This window comes from Flaviramulus sp. BrNp1-15 (genome assembly GCF_022259695.1).
GTDB lineage: Bacteria > Bacteroidota > Bacteroidia > Flavobacteriales > Flavobacteriaceae > BrNp1-15.
Genome location: NZ_CP092099.1, coordinates 1,659,566 through 1,677,941, shown reverse-complemented (window position 1 = coordinate 1,677,941; position 18,376 = coordinate 1,659,566). Strand labels below are relative to the sequence as shown.

The following is an 18,376-nucleotide window of genomic DNA, read 5'->3' as shown; positions in this document are numbered from 1 at the left end:
ATGACTAAGCATAAAGACAACATATCCAGACGAAAATTTTTAGGACAATCATGTGCTGCACTTGGTTATACCACATTGTTTTCGTCCTTAATAAATTTAAAAGCTATGGCAGCTTCAGCTGTTGATAATTCACCACTAATTACAGTTGGTGGAGACTATAAAGCTTTGGTTTGTGTCATGCTTGCTGGTGGTAACGATTCGTTTAATATGCTCATTCCAAAAGGCAATAGTGAGTATAACGAATATGCTACAACACGATCAAATTTAGCCATACCACAAAACGATATTTTACAAATAAATCCTAACACAACTGATGGTCGTGTTTTTGGTGTTCATCCATCAATGGCCGATATGCAACAAATATTTGAAAGTGGTAATCTAGCTTTTCTTTCAAATGTGGGGACACTTATCGAGCCTTCTACTAAAACCGATATTAAAAATAATGTGGTAAAAACACCTTTGGGTCTATTTTCGCATGCAGACCAAATTCAGCAATGGCAAACAGGTATACCGCATGAAAGAAGTAATATTGGTTGGGGCGGACGAATTGCAGAGTTAGTTCAATCTATGAACTCCAATCAAAATATTTCCATGAACATTTCGCTTCAGGGCAGTAATGTTTTTCAACGTGGTAACGAAATTATACCTTATGCTATAAGTAATGAAGGTAGTATAGGTATTAGTGGTTATGGAGAATCAAACGGTTTTAACCAACTTCGTACTCAGGCATTAAACTCTATGCTGGAAAGAGATTATCAAGACATTTTTAAAAATACATATAAAAATACTATTAAAACATCCAATGAATCTAGTATTGAATTTCAAACAGCTGTAGAAACCATACCAGAGTTTTCAACTATACTACCAGAATACAATAATTTAGCAGCTCAATTACGAATGGTTGCAAAAACAATAGCTGCCAGAGATACTTTAGGGTTTTCCAGACAAACATTTTTTGTTCAACTTGGTGGTTGGGACCACCATGATGAATTATTAATTAATCAAGCTAATAATTTGGCACAAGTAAATGAAGCTTTAAAATACTTTAATGATGTTTTAACCGAATTAAATGTAAGTGATTGTGTAACTACTTTTAGTGTATCAGATTTTGCAAGAACATTAACATCTAACGGAAATGGAACCGACCATGCTTGGGGTGGAAATGCCTTTATGATGGGTGCTGCTGTTAATGGTAAAGAAATTTATGGTGATTACCCAACGCTTGCATTAAATAGTGGTGTCGATTTTCAAGATGGTGTTATGATACCTACAACTGCTGCAGATTTATATTTGGCAGAACTAGCCTTATGGTTTGGTGTTCCAGCATCAGAACTAAGTACAATTCTACCAAATATTTCAAATTTTTACGATACAACATCTGGTGTTCCTCCACTAGGTTTTATGAATATGGGCTAATGAAAAAGAAGATAATCTACATAGCATTCATGTTGCTCTGCCAAATAACATTTGCACAATGTTATCCTGATAGACATAGTACCTCATGGTTTGACGGTTGGGTTTCTTGTGAAACCTCTACTAATCCTATTACTTCTTATGGCGAAACTCATTGGATTATGTACGATTTTGGATATGAATATGTATTAAATGAATCCAAATTCTGGAATGCTAACGAACCCAAAAACTTACAATATGGTATTAACGATTTTAATATAGATTATTCAATAGATGGAGTTACTTGGACAAACTTAGGCGAGTTTCAAATAGAACAAGCTTCTGGTTTATCTACTTATGAAGGTGATGAAAACGGACCAGATTTTAACGGAGCTAAAGCCCGATATGTTTTAATTACACCAACAACTAATTTTGGTGGCAATTGTTTTGGGTTTAGTGAAATAAAAATAAATATTACAGATCCTTTTGAAGTGATTAATGAAGAAGAAGGCTTTAATGCTTTAGTGTATCCAAATCCGTTTGAAAATGATATAACATTAAGAATTGTAACCTTGGATGAAAATCTTCCTGTTACTTACAGGTTGTTTGATATTTTAGGACGCGAAATACTAAATAACACACTTGATTTAACTGAAGATATTGAGACTTACCCTATTCCTTTAAATGGACAATCTTTATCCATTGGTATTTATATTTTAAATATTGAACAAAACAGCAATATAAAAAGCTTTAAACTGATTAAGCGCGAGTAGTTTTGTATTTAACTTAATAACTTTAGTAAATAAAGCAACTGTTTTTTAGTCTACCAAAAAACTTAAAATTACAACACATTCAAAACTTAAGAATTCCTAAATTCATGTTTTAAAGTAAATCTATATTATTTATTTTTCGACTTCAATTTCAGTTGATGACATTTCACCATCTAAATGTGTATCCTCTTTCTTAAGATACTCATCTAAAAACTTCAATATTCTACTGTAAGCTTCTATTTGGTTTTCCTTTTTTACGAAACCATGACCTTCATCTTCAAAAAGCACATACTCTACAGGTACTCCATTTTTTCGAACACCTGCTACAATTTCATCAGACTCAACTTGTAGTACACGTGGATCTTTAGAACCTTGTAAAACAATTAATGGCTTAGTAACTTTATCGGTATGAAATAAAGGAGAAATGCGTTTCAAACGAACAGAATCTGCCGAAAAAGGGTCTCCTAATTCTAAATATAGAGACTCTCTAAACGACTCCCAATAAGGTGGAATGCTTTTTAATGTGCGCATCCAATTGGTTACACCAAATAAATTTACACCAACATCAAACTCCTCTGGAGTATATGTTAACGCTGCCATGGTCATGTAACCTCCATAAGATCCACCTATTATTCCTATATTATCACCATCAATTTCAGGTTGTTGAGCTAACCAATTTTTACCTTCTACACAATCTTGCAAATCTTTTTCTCCATGATTTTTGTCATCCATTTTATAAAAAGTTTTTCCATAGCCACTGCTACCACGATTATTAACTGCTAAAACCGCATAACCATGATTAACCATATACTGAATTAAAGAACTAAATCCTTGACGCGTTTGTCCTCCAGGACCACCATGAACCCAAACCATTGCCGGCACCTTATTATCAATAGAAGCCTGATGAGGCAAGTAGTAAATTGCAGGTATCTCAGTACTATCAAATGATTTAAATCGTATTACTTTCGCTGTTACTAAATCTTCAACATCAATAGCACTATTTAATACATCTGTAAGCTTATATTTTTCTTTAGTTTCTATATTGTAAGTATACAAATCTGAAGGAGAATTTGAGCCACCAACATACATTCGCATCCACTTTTCATCATCACTAAAACCTACGCTAGTAATACTTTTGTTTCCAAAGTCTGGCAAATCTATTGGATTCATTGTTTTTGCTTCTAAAACTTCAATAGCATTTTTTCCATCTTCATTTACATAAACCAACATATACTTCCCGTTGGAAGTAAAACCACTTCCCATAATATCCCATGATTTTTCAATAATCTTTTTCTTTTCTTTTGTACTTAAATCAAAAGCCATTAAATATGAAAATTCTCCTCCATCGTCTGTTGTATAATACAATGTATTATTATCTTTAGAAAAATCCTGAGCAGAATTAGCACTTCTATTTTCGTTAATTTTAGTCATTTCTTTAGTTTTTACATCATAAAGAAATAAATCACTATCATTAGTATTAAGAGATTTTGATAAGGCAAAATAATTTTCGTCATCAGACATTCCACTAAAATTTAAACCATCATTATTTTGATAAATCATTTGTGATGAATAATCTGTAATAGATAATTTATAAACATCAAAGAAGCGAGCATCTCGTTTATTAGAACCATAATAAAGATAATTATCATCTTTTGACCAGCCATAGAAACTAGATTTTGCTCCTTTTTCTGGAGTGATATCTTTAATTGTGCTATCTAATTCTCTTACAAATAAATGATCAATTTCATCTCCATTTCCATCTGCACTCAATAAGATTCTATTGTCATTTGGAAAATACGATTCTGCAAAAATAGACGTGCTATCAGAAGTTGTTATAGCAGTCATTTGACCTCCTTTTACAGGAATAGTATATGCATTATAGATATCTGATCTATTGCTTGATACTAATAGATTAGTGTTGTCTGAAGAAAAACTTCCTCCACCAACAGCTTCATTATCCATAAATTGTTCAATTGAGTATTGTTTGATTTCTTTTTTAACAATTTTAGTTTCTTTTTTACAAGAAAATAAAAGTGCTACAATTGCTAATCCTAAAATTTTGGTTTTCATGATGCTAGTTTTTTATGCAAAACGTTCAATATAAACAGCCGTTATACTTATTATTCTGTAATTTAAATTGAATAATAAAACGAAGTTAACTTTTTAAATTCAAAAAACTAACATTATATTACTCAAAAACAACAGCTTATTAAAAATTTTTATGTTTAAATCACAAAAAAGAAAATCATAAAGAAGTGAAAAATGGCACCAGCTAAAACAAATAAATGCCAAATAACATGATTGAAAGGTATTTTTTGAATGGCATAAAAAACAATACCAACGGTATATGATAAACCGCCAGCAAATAAAAATAAAATACCATTATTGCCAATAGTTTCTGTAAGATTGGTGAAGTCAAAAATGATAAGCCAACCCATGACTAGATACAGTAAAGTGGAAAACACTTCAAACTTACCCGTAAAAAACAGTTTTAGAATTACTCCAAAAGCGGCAATTCCCCAAACTAACCAAAAAAGTGTCCAACCTTGAGTTTGCTCTAAAGAAATTAAACATACAGGTGTATATGTTCCGGCAATTAAAAAATATATACTTATATGGTCTACAATTCTAAAATAGTGCTTACGCCTCTCGCCTCTCACTGCATGGTAAAATGTTGAAGCACTAAATAAAATAATGATAGAAATACCATAAACAATAACACTAAAAAGACTCCAATCTGTTTTGTTTGTGCTATAAATTATTAGCAACACTAAAGCTGCAATACCAAGCAATGCACCAATTGCATGAGATATAGTATTAAGTTTTTCTTCAAAAGAGGTTTGAATACGCATGTATTATTTTTTTGGAGATTTAGAATGTAACCATTTATCGGTTAAATCGTAAAAATCGAATTCTATTGCAGATTTTTGTCGATCTAAACGTCCGCTTTGAAAGTTTCGTTGTAAAATATCTTCAATTAAATAATCTTCCTTTTCATTAAAGGGATCAAACTCACGCTTTAACGAAATATCAAACATACTTGCTGTTGTGTTGTACCAGAAAGCACGCCAACCACTGCGAAGTTCTTTAATCAAGTCAAATGCTGTGGTTCCCGTTTGGCGGTGAATCAATTTAACTAAAATTTGTCCTTCAGTACGTGTCATTTTCTTTAATTCATCAGAAAACTCACCTTCAATATATTTTTGAACACGCTTAGTATAACGCTTTTTATCTCGATTCTTTTTTAAGGTTGCCATTCTTGCATTCATAGAATCTAATCGTTCTGCAGCTAATTTTGCATAAGGATATACTTTAATGGTTTTTCTACGTAAAATTAAATATCGAATACGGTCTTCTCTACTATCAAATTCAAGTTTATGCAAAAGCATCACTTCATCCAAATCTATAGATGTTCTAGGAATAGAATCGCCTTCTATTATAAGGTACTCAACTGTAGTAGTATCTTGCTCAATTTCATTTACCTGAGCAATGAGAATAAATGGGAATAATATGAATAAGTATTTGAATAAGTTCATATAATAAATACAGGAGCATTTAATATGCCAAAATTACTAATTTACATAGTGTAAAAACATCTTTTTTGTATTTATATTATTATTTTAGTGCAAAACTTTTATAAATGGCAAAAAAGAGCATTCTTAACAAAAAGTCGATGGACTTTTTAGAAAAATATTTAAATAATGCATCTCCAACAGGATATGAATGGACAGGGCAAAAAATATGGATGGATTATTTAAAACCCTATGTAGATGAGTTTATTACAGACACCTACGGAAGTGCTGTTGGGGTTATAAATCCTAAAGCAAAATATAAAGTTGTTATTGAAGGACATGCTGATGAAATTTCATGGTATGTTAATTATATATCGGACAACGGATTGATTTACGTAATTAGAAACGGTGGTAGTGACCATCAAATTGCACCTAGTAAAATTGTCAATATTCATACCAAAAAAGGTATTATAAAAGGTGTTTTTGGATGGCCAGCTATTCATACAAGAAGTAGAGTAAAAGAAGAACCTCCAAAACCAGACAATATTACTATTGATGTTGGAGCAAAAGATAAAGCCGAAGTTGAAAAAATGGGTATTCACGTAGGTTGTGTTATTACCTATCCAGATGAATTTCATATTTTAAATGGTGATAAATTTGTTTGTCGCGCTTTAGATAACCGTATGGGTGGATTTATGATTGCCGAAGTAGCACGCTTAATTAAAGAAAATAAAAAGAAATTACCTTTTGGTCTTTACATTACCAACTCGGTTCAAGAAGAAATAGGTTTACGAGGCGCAGAAATGATTACCCAAACCATTAAACCAAATGTGGCTATTGTTACCGATGTAACGCACGATACTACTACACCAATGATTGAAAAGAAAAAAGAAGGTCATTTAGAAATTGGTCTTGGTCCTGTGGTGGCATACGCGCCTGCTGTACAACAAAAACTAAGAGATTTAATTACAGATACTGCTGAAGATAAAAAAATACCGTTTCAACGTTCGGCGTTATCAAGAGCTACAGGTACAGATACAGATGCCTTTGCTTATAGTAATGGAGGTGTTGCTTCAGCGTTAATTTCATTACCGCTACGTTATATGCACACAACCGTAGAAATGGTGCATAAAGATGATGTTGAAAACGTGATTAAATTAATTTACGAAACACTTCTTAATATCAAAGACGGAGAAACATTTAGTTATTTTGAGTAACCTAAATAAATATGGCTTTACAAAATCAAAGACATCTATTTAGTATACCAGAAAACATAACTTACCTTAATACTGCTGCTCAATCACCTTTATTTAAAGCGGTTGAGCAAGCAGGTATTGATGGTATTTTACAAAAAAGTCATGCGTATAAAATTACTACAGCTGATTATTTTGAACCTGTTACAGAACTTAAAAAACTTTTTGCACAACTTATAGATGCAAACGATTATAACCGTATTGCAACAATGCCTTCTGCTTCTTACGGTTTAGCAAGTGTTGCAAATAATATTAAGCTAAAACCTGAAGACAACATTTTAATAATAGAAGAACAATTTCCAAGTAATGTTTACATCTGGCAGAAACTAGCGAATAAATATGATGCTTCAATTAAAACGATTAAATCTTCTTCTAGAACTAATATATCTCAGCAACTAAATAAAAATATTTTAAGTTCCATAAATGAGAATACCGCGGTAATTGCTATAGGACATATTCATTGGTCTAATGGAAATTTGTTCGATTTAAAAGCAATAAGTAAAAAAGCTAAAAAGCATAATGCTTTACTTATTATAGACGGAAGCCAAAGTATTGGCGCTTTACCTTTTTCAGTAAAAGACATACAGCCAGATGCTCTTATTTGTGCAGGTTACAAATGGCTTTTCGGACCTTATGGATGCGCTTATGGTTATTTTGGAGAGTATTTTGATAATGGAACACCAATTGAGGAAAATTGGTCTAATCGTTTAAATAGTGAGAATTTTTCTGGCTTAACAAATTATGAACCTGAATACAAACCTTTAGCAAATCGTTATTCGGTTGGCGAACACGGTAACTTTATTTATGTTAAAATGCAAATTGAAGCATTAAAACAAATAAATAAATGGACACCAAAAGCAATTCAAGACTACTGTAAAAATATTTCTGAAGAAGCTGTTTTAGAATTAAAACAATTAGGTTGCAAGATTGAAGATTCAAATTATAGAACGCACCATTTATTTGGAATTGAATTACCAAAAAACTTAGATATTAACCTTTTTAAATCGGAGCTTCAAAAACAAAATATTTTCCTTTCTTTTAGAGGAAATTATATTAGAATTTCTTGTCATTTGTTTAACACTAAAGACGATTTTAAAAAATTGATAGCTTGTATTTCTTCGGTTTTAAAAAATGATTAATTATGGAGGATGAATACATAGATATTGTAGACGCTAGAGGTAAACCATTAGGTAAATCTTTTCCTAAATCAGTTATTCATCAAAAAGGATATTATCATCATACAGCACACGTTTGGTTTTATACTAAAAATGGTGAAATTCTGTTATCGCAACGTTCTTATAAAAAAACAATTTGCCCGTTAATGTGGGATGTCTCAGTTGCAGGACACATAGATGCTGGGGAAACTGCAACACAAGCTGCTATAAGAGAAGCCCGCGAAGAAATTGGTATATGTATTTCTAAAAAAGACCTTATAAAAATAGGCGTTTTTGAATGTTTTCAATCTTATAAAAACGGAATTAATGATAATGAGTTTCATAATACTTTTATAACAGAATTAAACGCTGAAATTTCTAAGTTAACACCTCAAGAAGAAGAAGTTGAAGCTTTAAAACTTGTAACGTTTAACGATTTTAAGCAACTTATAAATAATATTGATCAAGATAATAATCATTTTGTGCCTTCAAACAAATCATATTACGAATTTGTTTTAAAAACCATTCAAAAAACAATAAGTTAAATGAATTTATTAATCGTTGCTGTAGCTCCCGTTTTTATCATCATTTTATATGTTTATTTTAAAGATAAATATGAAAAAGAGCCTAAGCGATTACTAGTATACAATTTTCTTTTAGGTGCTTTTATTAGTATAATTATTACCACAATCTTGTATTACGGATTTGATATTGTTCTCCCCTTGCCAGATGACACGAGTGTTTTTCAGCAATTTATAAAAGCCTTTTTTGTAGTTGGTTTAACCGAAGAATTTAGCAAATATGTGATTGTTAGATATTTTTCTCAAAGAAACTCAGCATTTAATGAACCATTTGATGGTATTGTTTACGCTGTAATGGTATCTATGGGTTTTGCTGCTACCGAAAATATTTTTTATGTATTAGAAGGCGGTTACCAAACGGCTTTAGTAAGAGCTTTTACCGCTGTTCCTGCACACGCCACATTTGGTATTTTAATGGGTTACTATATGGGAAAAGCTAAATTTTCAAATAATAGAATTGGTCTTAATTTAAGCGGTCTTTTATTAGCAATATTTTTTCATGGCGCTTACGATTTCTTTTTATTTATAGAATTTATTCCGGGTATCTGGATTGGTGCCTTTATATCTTTATTTATAGGTATTGTACTATCTAGAAAGGCTATAAAAATTCATCAAACAAATTCTCATTTTAATATTTGAGCATTTATTTTCAAAATATGACTTATCTCATTTATTGAACTTTTTTTATTCTGTAATTTTACCATTCTAAACATTTAGAAACTACGTTTTTAAATAAAATCTGGCACATATTATTCTTATATTTACTACTACCAATTTTTTAAAACATGAATAAGAACTTTAAGGTAAACGTAAACAATTCTATTGATTTTGATTTAACTGAAAATGATATTACAGAGCTTGATGCTCTGGAAATTTCAGAATCCAATTACCACATTCTTCAAAACAGTAAATCTTATAAAGTAGAAATTTCTGAATCTGATTTTAACAAAAAATCATATCAAGTAAAAGTCAACAACAACACTTATAAGACAATTATTTTAAACGACTTAGACTTACTTATCAAAGACATGGGGTTTGCTTTAGGAAGCACAAAACATGTTAATTCTATTAAAGCTCCTATGCCTGGTTTAATATTAGAAATTAATGTTAAAGACGGACAAGAAGTAAAAGAAGATGATCCGTTGTTAATTTTAGAAGCCATGAAAATGGAAAACATTATTACTTCGCCAAGAGATGGCATAATTAAATCTATTTCTGCCGGTAAAGGTGATGCCGTAGAGAAAAATCAATTATTAGTAGAATTTGAATAAATTATGTCGATTCGAGTTTAGATGAATTTGACGTATTTAGAACTTCTCATAAAATTCTCTTTCACAACTACTCGAAATGACCATAAAAATATCATATTAATATGAAAAAAATATTAGTTGCCAACCGAGGTGAAATTGCCATAAGAGTTATGAAAACTGCTCAGAAAATGGGTATTAAAACTGTAGCTGTTTTTTCTACAGCTGATAGAAATGCACCTCATGTAAAATTTGCAGATGAAGCCGTTTGCATAGGCGAACCGCCTTCAAATCAATCCTATTTAAGAGGTGATAAAATTATTGAAGTCGCAAAAAAACTTCATGTAGATGCTATTCATCCTGGATATGGATTTTTAAGTGAAAATGCAGATTTTGCAGAACTATGCGAAGATAATAACATCATTTTTATTGGCCCGCGTTCTAAAGCTATAAAAATCATGGGAAGCAAATTAGCCGCCAAAGATGCTGTTAAAAAATACAATATTCCTATGGTTCCGGGTATAGACGAGGCGATAACCGATGTTAAAAAAGCAAAAGCAATTGCAAAAGACATTGGTTTTCCAATTCTAATTAAAGCCTCTGCAGGTGGTGGCGGAAAAGGAATGCGTATTGTAGAAAAGGAAAAAGATTTAGAATCTCAAATGAATCGTGCAATCAGTGAAGCGACTTCGGCCTTTGGAGATGGTTCTGTGTTTATTGAAAAATATGTAACATCTCCACGACATATAGAAATTCAGGTTATGGCAGATAGCCATGGTAATGTATTACATTTCTTTGAGCGAGAATGTAGTATACAACGTCGTCATCAAAAAGTAGTAGAAGAAGCACCTTCATCTGTATTAAGCCCAGAATTAAGAGCAAAAATGGGTGATGCTGCCATAAAAGTTGCGAAATCTTGTGATTATTTAGGTGCTGGTACCGTTGAGTTTTTATTAGATGCCAACCATAATTTCTATTTCTTAGAAATGAATACACGATTACAAGTTGAACATCCAGTTACCGAATTAATTTCAGGGGTAGATTTAGTAGAACTTCAAATTCTTGTGGCTCGAGGTGAAGCCCTTCAAATAAAACAAGATGATTTAAAAATTAACGGTCATGCGTTAGAGTTACGTGTATATGCCGAAGATCCTTTAAACGATTTTCTGCCAAGTGTTGGCCATTTAGATGTTTACAAACTTCCCGTTGGTGAAGGCATTAGAGTTGATAATGGTTTTGAAGAAGACATGGACATCCCTATTTATTACGACCCTATGCTTTCAAAATTAATCACTTACGGAAAAACTCGTGAAGAAGCCATTCAACTTATGATTAAAGCCATAGATAATTACCATGTAGAAGGTGTACAAACCACTCTCCCTTTTGGTAAATATGTTTGCGAACACGAAGCTTTTAAATCTGGGAATTTCGATACACATTTCGTAAAAAATTATTATTCACCAGAAGCGTTAAAAGAACAAACTGAAAACGAAGCTAAAATTGCCGCTTTAATTGCTGTTAAACAATATATAGAAGACCAAAAATTACTACGATTACCTAATTAATAATCATTCAACAAAAGGTAAATTCCAACTTAATAAACTAGTCAAAATGAGTTCTAAAATAGAAAATTTAAACGAGCGAATTACTCAAGCCCATTTAGGTGGCGGACAAAAACGTATTGACAAACAACACGCTAAAAAGAAACTTACTGCCAGAGAACGTGTTAATTATTTAATGGATGAAGGTTCTTTTGAAGAAATTGGTATGCTAGTAACCCATAGAACTACCGATTTTGGTATGGAGAATGAATTGTATTATGGTGATGGTGTTATCACAGGATATGGTACAGTAAATGGAAGATTAGTTTATGTTTATGCTCAAGATTTTACAGTTTTTGGTGGTGCTTTATCAGAAACACATGCCGAAAAAATATGTAAAGTCATGGATTTGGCGCTAAAAGTTGGAGCACCAATTATTGGTTTAAATGATTCTGGAGGCGCAAGAATTCAAGAAGGAGTAAAATCGTTAGGTGGTTATGCCGATATATTTTATAGAAACGTTCAAGTATCTGGAGTTATTCCTCAAATATCTGCTATTATGGGGCCTTGTGCTGGTGGTGCAGTTTACTCGCCAGCAATGACCGATTTTACTATAATGGTAGAAAATACCAGTTACATGTTTGTTACCGGACCAAATGTTGTAAAAACAGTTACAAATGAAGAAGTTACCAGCGAAGAGCTGGGTGGCGCTTATACACATGCAACAAAATCTGGGGTGGCTCATAAAACATCAGCAAACGATATTGAATGTTTAGAAGATTTAAAAAAACTATTGAGTTACTTACCACAAAACAATACGGAAACACCAGAAAAATTAGATTACAAACTGGAAGATGAAACCCGTGAAGTTCTATGTGATATTGTACCAGAGAATCCTAATAAACCTTACGATATGCATGAGGTGATTTCTGGTATTATTGATGAAGATTCTTTTTATGAAATTCATAAAGATTATGCTGAAAACATCATTGTAGGTTTTGCTCGTTTAGGTGGGCGTAGTGTTGGTATTATTGCTAATCAACCTATGTTTTTAGCTGGTGTATTGGGTGTAAAAAGTTCAAAAAAAGCAGCTCGATTTACTCGTTTTTGCGATTGTTTTAATATTCCTTTATTAGTTTTAGTAGATGTACCAGGATTTTTACCAGGAACGGATCAAGAATGGAATGGTATCATTGTACACGGTGCTAAACTTTTATATGCGTTAAGCGAAGCTACAGTACCAAGAGTTACCGTTATTACTAGAAAAGCTTATGGTGGTGCTTATGATGTTATGAATTCTAAACATATAGGTGCAGATATGAATTTTGCATGGCCTGGAGCAGAAATTGCTGTTATGGGTGCTAAAGGTGCTGCAGAAATAATCTTTAGAAAAGAAATTAAAGAAGCTGATGACCCTGAGCAAAAATGGAAAGAGAAAGAAGCTGAATATTCAGATAAATTTGCACATCCATACAGAGCTGCAAGACGAGGATTTATTGATGAAGTTATTTTACCTGAAAACACAAGACGAAAACTTATTAAAGCGTTTTCAATGCTTGAAGATAAAAAGGTTGACAGACCTAAACGTAAACATGGTAATATTCCACTCTAATTAGAAACTATCAAATTTTATTTTTACAAAATTTAACAGTTATTAAAATCTAAAAAGGCAAAATAACTCGTATTTATTCACGTTTTAACTTTTAAAAGAATTAAAAACTTTAACAGTTTTACAATCTATTTTATAAATACTTTTGTTTATATTTTAATAACTATAATTAATAAATGAAAATAAACGTTTTTTGCGTATTAGCAATCATGGTATTTAACCTTACAATGTATGGACAAAAAGGTTTGCCTATTCAAGTAAATGATTCTAAAATTAAACCATTATCAACTTTTTCTAATTCCACACTTCAAAAAAGCTTAGATAGGGAACTAAAAACTAATCCGAAATGGAAAAATCTAATAGCCCAAAAAAAGATGTCTGTTGGAATTGTAGATTTAAGTAATCCTGAAAAAATAAGATATGCCAGTATAAATGGTAACCATATGATGTATGCTGCCAGTTTGCCTAAAATAGCCATTTTGTTGGCAGCTATGGATGCTATTGAAAAAGGCGAATTAAAAGAAACCGAGGCTATTAAAAAAGATATGAAGATTATGATTAGTAAATCTGATAATAAGGCTTCAACACGAATGATTGACAGACTAGGTTATGAAAAAATTGAATCTGTAATGACCGACCCAAAATACATGTTCTATGATGAGAATAAAGGTGGTGGTCTTTGGGTAGGAAAACGATATGGTGGCGGTGGAGAAACCAATAGAGAACCCATTAAAAACTTAAGTCATGCGGCAAGTGTAAATCAAGTATGTAGATATTATTATTTATTAGCTCATGGCAAATTGGTTAATCAAAAAAGATCTAAACAAATGTTAGACATTATGGGTAATCCAGATTTACATCATAAATTTGTAAGTACTTTAGATAAAATTGCACCAAATGCCCATTTATTTAGAAAATCTGGCTCATGGCAAACCTATCATTCAGATTCTATATTAGTGTGGGGAAATGATCCAAACAGACGCTATATTTTAGTCGCTTTAATAGACGATTCAAACGGTGAACAAATTATAAGAGACCTTGTAAAACCTATTGAAAAAGCTTTAAAAAACAAAGCGCTTACAAGTCCTATAGCTCTTAATTAAAAGATTATCTTCAAGCTTTTAATTTAAAATATCTTATTTAACTTTTTTAGTTAAAATCATTATACAATGTATTAGCTTTGTGATGATCATTAAAAAAATGACATCACAAAGCATATTGTAAAATTGAACCTCCCAATGTCAATTATTAAAACGCTTAAATTATATATTCTTAAAGCTTTTGATTTAAAAGAAGAAGAATTAAATAAAACGCTTTTACTACAGCTTAACATCTTTATTATTATAACAAGTCTTTTAATAATAAAGCCTACTATCAATTCTTTATTCCTTTCAGAACTCACAGCAGATGCTTTACCTTTAGGTTATGTTTTAACAGCTATAGTTGCTATTATAGGATATCATTTTTATGATAAAGCATTAGAAAAATATCCTTTAAATATTGTTATAGACCGCACTATTATTGGCTCAATATTATCTTTAATTTTATTTGCCTTTGCTTTCTCTTTTGATTTAACAAACGGATTCTTATTATATATTCCATATGTTTGGGTAGCTATATTTGGCTTATTAACAGCATCGCAATTCTGGATTTTAGCCAATCTTGTTTATAATGTAAGAGAAGCTAAAAGAGTATTTGGTTTTATAGGTGCTGGAGCTATTGCAGGTGGTATTTTTGGAGGTTATTTAACGTCTTTATTAACACGCTTATTTAATTCAGAACACCTATTATTTGTAGCTGCACTTTTATTAACCATTTGTATACCAATCACACGTTACATTTGGAAGTATGAAGTTAAAAAATTGAATCCGTTTCAAGTTTCATTAAGAACAAGCCCAAAAAGTGAGTCGCCAATAAAACTTATAAAACAATCTAAATTATTAAGTTTAATAGCAGTAGTTATTGGTATTAGTGTTTTAGTCGCTAAATTGGTAGATTATCAGTATAGTGATTATGCTTCTAGACTTATAAATGACCCAGATGAATTAACATCCTTTTTTGGGTTTTGGTTTTCAACTTTAAGTGTTATCTCGTTATTAATTCAGTTATTCTTAACCAAACGTATTGTTGGTACTTTTGGGGTTGGTAAATCGTTACTTTGGCTACCTTCTGGAATTCTTTTAGGTTCTATTTTGTTACTATTAATACCTCAATTATGGGTTGTTGTATTTATAAAAATAGTTGACGGGAGTTTAAAGCAATCGGTTAACAAAGCATCTACAGAATTACTTTCTATACCCATTCCTATAGATATAAAAAAGAAAACAAAAACGTTTACCGATGTTGTAGTTGACAGTATAGCAACGGGTTTAGCTGGTTTTATTCTTATATTTTTTATTAACGGATTAGATATTTCTTCAACCTATATTAGTTTAATTATAATTGGTTTAATACTCATATGGCTTTATTTCATTTATCATTTAAAACAAGAATATATTATCGCTTTTAAAGCATTGTTAGAAGATCCTTCAGCCAAAAAAGAAAAAACAACAAAAAAAGAAATTAAAGTTACGTCCATTGTAAATACAGTTATTAATGTCTTACAAAATGGTACGGAAAATCAAGTTTTACACATGCTTCAAAAAACCCTTGAAGTTAAAGATGAACGCTTCTTTTTCGCCATAAAAAAACTTTTAAATAACCCCGCATCAAAAGTTAAGGTTTTAGCTATCGAAAATCTATATTTTTTAAAGTCTGAAAATTTATGTAGCATTATAGAACCTATGGTTTATGATCAAGACCAAGAGGTTACCACTGCAGCTTTTAGATACTTATCAAAACACCATAAAAACAATACTGTAGAACTATTTAATACCTATTTAAATAGTGAAGACAAAACCATTAAAAATGCCGCATTAATTGGGCTCTCTTTAGAATTACGAAATAATTTATCACTTCAAAATAAATTTAGTTTAGAGCAAAGAATTGAAAGTGCTTTAACTGAATATAATGAATTACAAATAGACGACGATAAAACACATAAAATACAAGCTATACTCGAAGCTATTGGAAATGCACGTATTCAAAAGTTTTATGAAATCATAAAAACACACTTGAATTCTAAAAACCCAAGTATAATTAAAACTGCTATTTCTAGTGCTTCAAAAACTTTAGACGAACAATTTATCGATTTAATTACCCCATATTTATCAAATAAAGACACCCGAAACGATGCTATTACTGCACTATTTCTTTTTGGAGAACCTTTAATAGATATTCTATATAAAAAGATTAAGTTAGAGAATATAGATGTTGAAGATGCTGTTTATGCCATTTCTGTAATTGAAAAATTTGCGTCTCAAAAAGCTGTTAATACATTAATAAAACTAACCACAGATACAGAGCATATTATTAAAATTGAAGCTATTGAAGCTTTAAAACGCTTAAAATGGAAACACCCAAATCTTGTTATAAAAGACCATTTTATTGTTGATAAAATTATAGATGAATGCTATTTATACCAAAATACATTATCTGTAATTCATTCTCAAATCGTTTTACAATACAAAAAGAATACTGAAAGTCCTGAAACCAAAGATGAAAATCAAGCAAGAAAATCGCTTATAAATTTACTGGAACAACGTTTAGACAGGCAATTACAACGCATATTTAGGTTTTTAGGTATAAAATACCCACCACATGATGTAGATCCTGTTTTGAATACAATTTTAAATGGTAAGGAAGAACAAAGAGTTCACGCCATTGAGTTTTTAGATAATCTTTTAGATAAGCAACTTAAAAAAGAACTAATACCTGTAGCAGAATCTGTTTTGTATGAAACCAATTCTGAAGAAAAAATTAAAAAACTAAATTTAAAAGTTTTAAGTGAAACAGAATGTTATCATGAATTACTAAAACGAAAAGACTTGAAACTAAAATTAGCTGTTTTATACCTTATAGAAAAAACTAATAATACAAAACTCAATACTTTACTTGAAATGGTAATTGTAAATGAAATCAATGAAAAAGTAAAGCAAAGAGCAAAAGAAATTCTTGCTATTTCTTTATAATCTTATCAATGCTAGCTGCAAGCATCATGTGATCTGTTGCAGAGTTTTTTCTTAAAACATTAGTCATTAAAACTACCATATAATTGCAATTATCTGGATGCTCAACAATGGCTACAGAATTCATAAAATTTTGCACATTACCCATATATTTTCCACAGGCTTCTCCCTTACTTCTATCGCATTTATACAAGCTTCCAGATTTAAAATATACTGCAGCATCTTTTAATGCTGGCGATTGTGCATAACGAATACGGCGATCTGTCATATACATTAAACGTTTCATTTCTAAACTAGATGCTTCATCAATAACATTGCCTTGTTCTAGTTGTACTAAAAATTTCATTAAACCAAGAGTCGTTCCTATACTGCCACCCTTATCTCCTACATAAGTATTAGCGCCTCTAGTAAAAAAACTACCCAGGCGCCACTCATCATGTGTTATTCCTAAATCACGTAATGGCAAATTAACCACATCATTTCCTAAATCGGTTAATTCTTTTTTTGGTGTTGTTTTAAAATAAATATCAGCTTCCTCAGGTGTTAATTCCGGGTATTTTTCACCAAAAGCTTGCATTAGTAAAACCTCTCTCCAAACAATACTTGCGGCACCGTTATTGCTTACAGACAACATATGGTCTGCCCATTCAAAAAGCGTAAACACATCACTTGCAATTACTTGGCGCTTCACTAATTTTTTAGTTTCAATATTGTAAATAGGAATAGTATGTTCGTCGGTTAACCCCCAAACACCTGCTTTTACAGATTTGTTTCGTAGTACATCTAAACGCTTTTCAAAATCATCTGGATAAATCTTAGCTAATTGATTAAATAAACCAAGTAATACGGCTATTTTTCCAACACTTCCTGGTTGATAGCCTGCCGTTTCATTACGCTGTGCATAACGCACATGATTAATATCTGAAATATCTAAAACTGCTAACGAATAACTTTTATCCAAACCTCTAAACAAACCATTAATTTCTTTCTGAAAATCCTCATTTACTTTTAAATAGCATTGTACACTGTCATTCTTTTTGGGAAGTAAGTTTAACTTAATATCAAGATAAGACTTCATTGCTCCAGCAGGTAATTTTGAAGTCTCAACAAGCTCACCACTTTTAATAAGTTCTAAGCGTTTTAAACGTTTTATTCCTGTATGTTCATAACCATCTATAGGGTAAAATGTTAACACTGTGAATGATGAACAAATGAATATAACACCAAAAATTAAAATATATTTTTTCATT

Annotated in this window: 15 protein-coding genes; 11 read left to right on the top strand and 4 right to left on the bottom strand. The window is 31.2% G+C overall.

Annotated elements, in window-relative coordinates; translation table 11 throughout:
• Both MBM09_RS07405 and MBM09_RS07400 read left to right on the top strand, forming a co-directional pair.
• Positions 1 to 1,416: a DUF1501 domain-containing protein gene (locus tag MBM09_RS07405; protein ID WP_238676215.1), complete on the top strand. Its 1,416-nt coding sequence runs from the start codon at positions 1 to 3 to the stop codon at positions 1,414 to 1,416.
• Positions 1,416 to 2,165: a T9SS type A sorting domain-containing protein gene (locus tag MBM09_RS07400; RefSeq protein WP_238676214.1), complete on the top strand. Its 750-nt coding sequence runs from the start codon at positions 1,416 to 1,418 to the stop codon at positions 2,163 to 2,165. The genes MBM09_RS07405 and MBM09_RS07400 overlap by 1 nt, the downstream gene beginning before the upstream one ends.
• Positions 2,166 to 2,294: 129 nt before the next feature.
• Here MBM09_RS07400 and MBM09_RS07395 read toward each other — a convergent pair whose 3' ends face one another.
• The 3 genes from MBM09_RS07395 to MBM09_RS07385 form a co-directional block, all read right to left on the bottom strand.
• The gene (locus tag MBM09_RS07395; protein ID WP_238676213.1) at positions 2,295 to 4,232 is read right to left on the bottom strand and encodes a prolyl oligopeptidase family serine peptidase; all 1,938 of its coding nucleotides are present in this window, start codon (positions 4,230 to 4,232) and stop codon (positions 2,295 to 2,297) included.
• A 155-nt stretch (positions 4,233 to 4,387) separates the two neighbouring features.
• Positions 4,388 to 5,014, bottom strand: a complete 627-nt coding sequence (locus tag MBM09_RS07390) for a hemolysin III family protein (RefSeq protein ID WP_238676212.1) — start codon at positions 5,012 to 5,014, stop codon at positions 4,388 to 4,390.
• A gap of 3 nt (positions 5,015 to 5,017) precedes the next feature.
• Complete coding sequence (locus MBM09_RS07385) at positions 5,018 to 5,698, bottom strand: DUF4294 domain-containing protein (RefSeq protein ID WP_238676211.1); 681 nt, start codon at positions 5,696 to 5,698, stop codon at positions 5,018 to 5,020.
• Positions 5,699 to 5,802: 104 nt separating this feature from the next.
• Here MBM09_RS07385 and MBM09_RS07380 point away from each other — a divergent pair, with 104 nt between their 5' ends.
• The 9 genes from MBM09_RS07380 (at position 5,803) to MBM09_RS07340 (ending at position 17,129) form a co-directional block, all read left to right on the top strand.
• Complete coding sequence (locus MBM09_RS07380; protein ID WP_238676210.1) at positions 5,803 to 6,891, top strand: M42 family metallopeptidase; 1,089 nt, start codon at positions 5,803 to 5,805, stop codon at positions 6,889 to 6,891.
• 11 nt (positions 6,892 to 6,902) lie between these two features.
• A complete protein-coding gene (locus tag MBM09_RS07375) occupies positions 6,903 to 8,066 on the top strand; it encodes an aminotransferase class V-fold PLP-dependent enzyme (protein WP_238676209.1) in 1,164 nt (387 codons plus the stop codon).
• Between the two features lie 2 nt (positions 8,067 to 8,068).
• Positions 8,069 to 8,626, top strand: a complete 558-nt coding sequence (locus MBM09_RS07370; RefSeq protein WP_238676208.1) for an NUDIX domain-containing protein — start codon at positions 8,069 to 8,071, stop codon at positions 8,624 to 8,626.
• A complete protein-coding gene (locus tag MBM09_RS07365) occupies positions 8,627 to 9,301 on the top strand; it encodes a PrsW family intramembrane metalloprotease (protein ID WP_238676207.1) in 675 nt (224 codons plus the stop codon).
• A 146-nt stretch (positions 9,302 to 9,447) separates the two neighbouring features.
• Positions 9,448 to 9,933 carry an acetyl-CoA carboxylase biotin carboxyl carrier protein subunit gene (locus MBM09_RS07360; protein ID WP_238676206.1) on the top strand — a complete coding sequence of 162 codons (486 nt, stop codon included), beginning with the start codon at positions 9,448 to 9,450 and terminating at the stop codon, positions 9,931 to 9,933.
• Between the two features lie 101 nt (positions 9,934 to 10,034).
• A complete protein-coding gene (accC, locus tag MBM09_RS07355; protein WP_238676205.1) occupies positions 10,035 to 11,474 on the top strand; it encodes an acetyl-CoA carboxylase biotin carboxylase subunit in 1,440 nt (479 codons plus the stop codon).
• Positions 11,475 to 11,520: 46 nt separating this feature from the next.
• Positions 11,521 to 13,062: an acyl-CoA carboxylase subunit beta gene (locus MBM09_RS07350; RefSeq protein ID WP_238676204.1), complete on the top strand. Its 1,542-nt coding sequence runs from the start codon at positions 11,521 to 11,523 to the stop codon at positions 13,060 to 13,062.
• Positions 13,063 to 13,235: 173 nt separating this feature from the next.
• Positions 13,236 to 14,162, top strand: a complete 927-nt coding sequence (locus tag MBM09_RS07345) for a serine hydrolase (RefSeq protein WP_238676203.1) — start codon at positions 13,236 to 13,238, stop codon at positions 14,160 to 14,162.
• A 135-nt stretch (positions 14,163 to 14,297) separates the two neighbouring features.
• Positions 14,298 to 17,129, top strand: a complete 2,832-nt coding sequence (locus MBM09_RS07340; RefSeq protein ID WP_238676202.1) for an Npt1/Npt2 family nucleotide transporter — start codon at positions 14,298 to 14,300, stop codon at positions 17,127 to 17,129.
• On the opposite strand, the gene MBM09_RS07335 is transcribed toward MBM09_RS07340, so the two are convergent.
• Entirely contained in the window at positions 17,116 to 18,375 is a 1,260-nt protein-coding gene (locus MBM09_RS07335; RefSeq protein ID WP_238676201.1) for a serine hydrolase, read from the bottom strand. The genes MBM09_RS07340 and MBM09_RS07335 overlap by 14 nt on opposite strands.
• Position 18,376: the final 1 nt, after the last annotated feature.

What these genes read in the sequence shown, in the direction of transcription:
- MBM09_RS07405 (WP_238676215.1), top strand. Translation starts at nt 1, where the DNA reads ATGACTAAGCATAAAGACAACATATCCAGACGAAAATTTTTAGGACAA.
- MBM09_RS07400 (WP_238676214.1), top strand. Translation starts at nt 1,416, where the DNA reads ATGAAAAAGAAGATAATCTACATAGCATTCATGTTGCTCTGCCAAATA.
- MBM09_RS07395 (WP_238676213.1), bottom strand. Translation starts at nt 4,232, where the DNA reads ATGAAAACCAAAATTTTAGGATTAGCAATTGTAGCACTTTTATTTTCT.
- MBM09_RS07390 (WP_238676212.1), bottom strand. Translation starts at nt 5,014, where the DNA reads ATGCGTATTCAAACCTCTTTTGAAGAAAAACTTAATACTATATCTCAT.
- MBM09_RS07385 (WP_238676211.1), bottom strand. Translation starts at nt 5,698, where the DNA reads ATGAACTTATTCAAATACTTATTCATATTATTCCCATTTATTCTCATT.
- MBM09_RS07380 (WP_238676210.1), top strand. Translation starts at nt 5,803, where the DNA reads ATGGCAAAAAAGAGCATTCTTAACAAAAAGTCGATGGACTTTTTAGAA.
- MBM09_RS07375 (WP_238676209.1), top strand. Translation starts at nt 6,903, where the DNA reads ATGGCTTTACAAAATCAAAGACATCTATTTAGTATACCAGAAAACATA.
- MBM09_RS07370 (WP_238676208.1), top strand. Translation starts at nt 8,069, where the DNA reads ATGGAGGATGAATACATAGATATTGTAGACGCTAGAGGTAAACCATTA.
- MBM09_RS07365 (WP_238676207.1), top strand. Translation starts at nt 8,627, where the DNA reads ATGAATTTATTAATCGTTGCTGTAGCTCCCGTTTTTATCATCATTTTA.
- MBM09_RS07360 (WP_238676206.1), top strand. Translation starts at nt 9,448, where the DNA reads ATGAATAAGAACTTTAAGGTAAACGTAAACAATTCTATTGATTTTGAT.
- accC (WP_238676205.1), top strand. Translation starts at nt 10,035, where the DNA reads ATGAAAAAAATATTAGTTGCCAACCGAGGTGAAATTGCCATAAGAGTT.
- MBM09_RS07350 (WP_238676204.1), top strand. Translation starts at nt 11,521, where the DNA reads ATGAGTTCTAAAATAGAAAATTTAAACGAGCGAATTACTCAAGCCCAT.
- MBM09_RS07345 (WP_238676203.1), top strand. Translation starts at nt 13,236, where the DNA reads ATGAAAATAAACGTTTTTTGCGTATTAGCAATCATGGTATTTAACCTT.
- MBM09_RS07340 (WP_238676202.1), top strand. Translation starts at nt 14,298, where the DNA reads ATGTCAATTATTAAAACGCTTAAATTATATATTCTTAAAGCTTTTGAT.
- MBM09_RS07335 (WP_238676201.1), bottom strand. Translation starts at nt 18,375, where the DNA reads ATGAAAAAATATATTTTAATTTTTGGTGTTATATTCATTTGTTCATCA.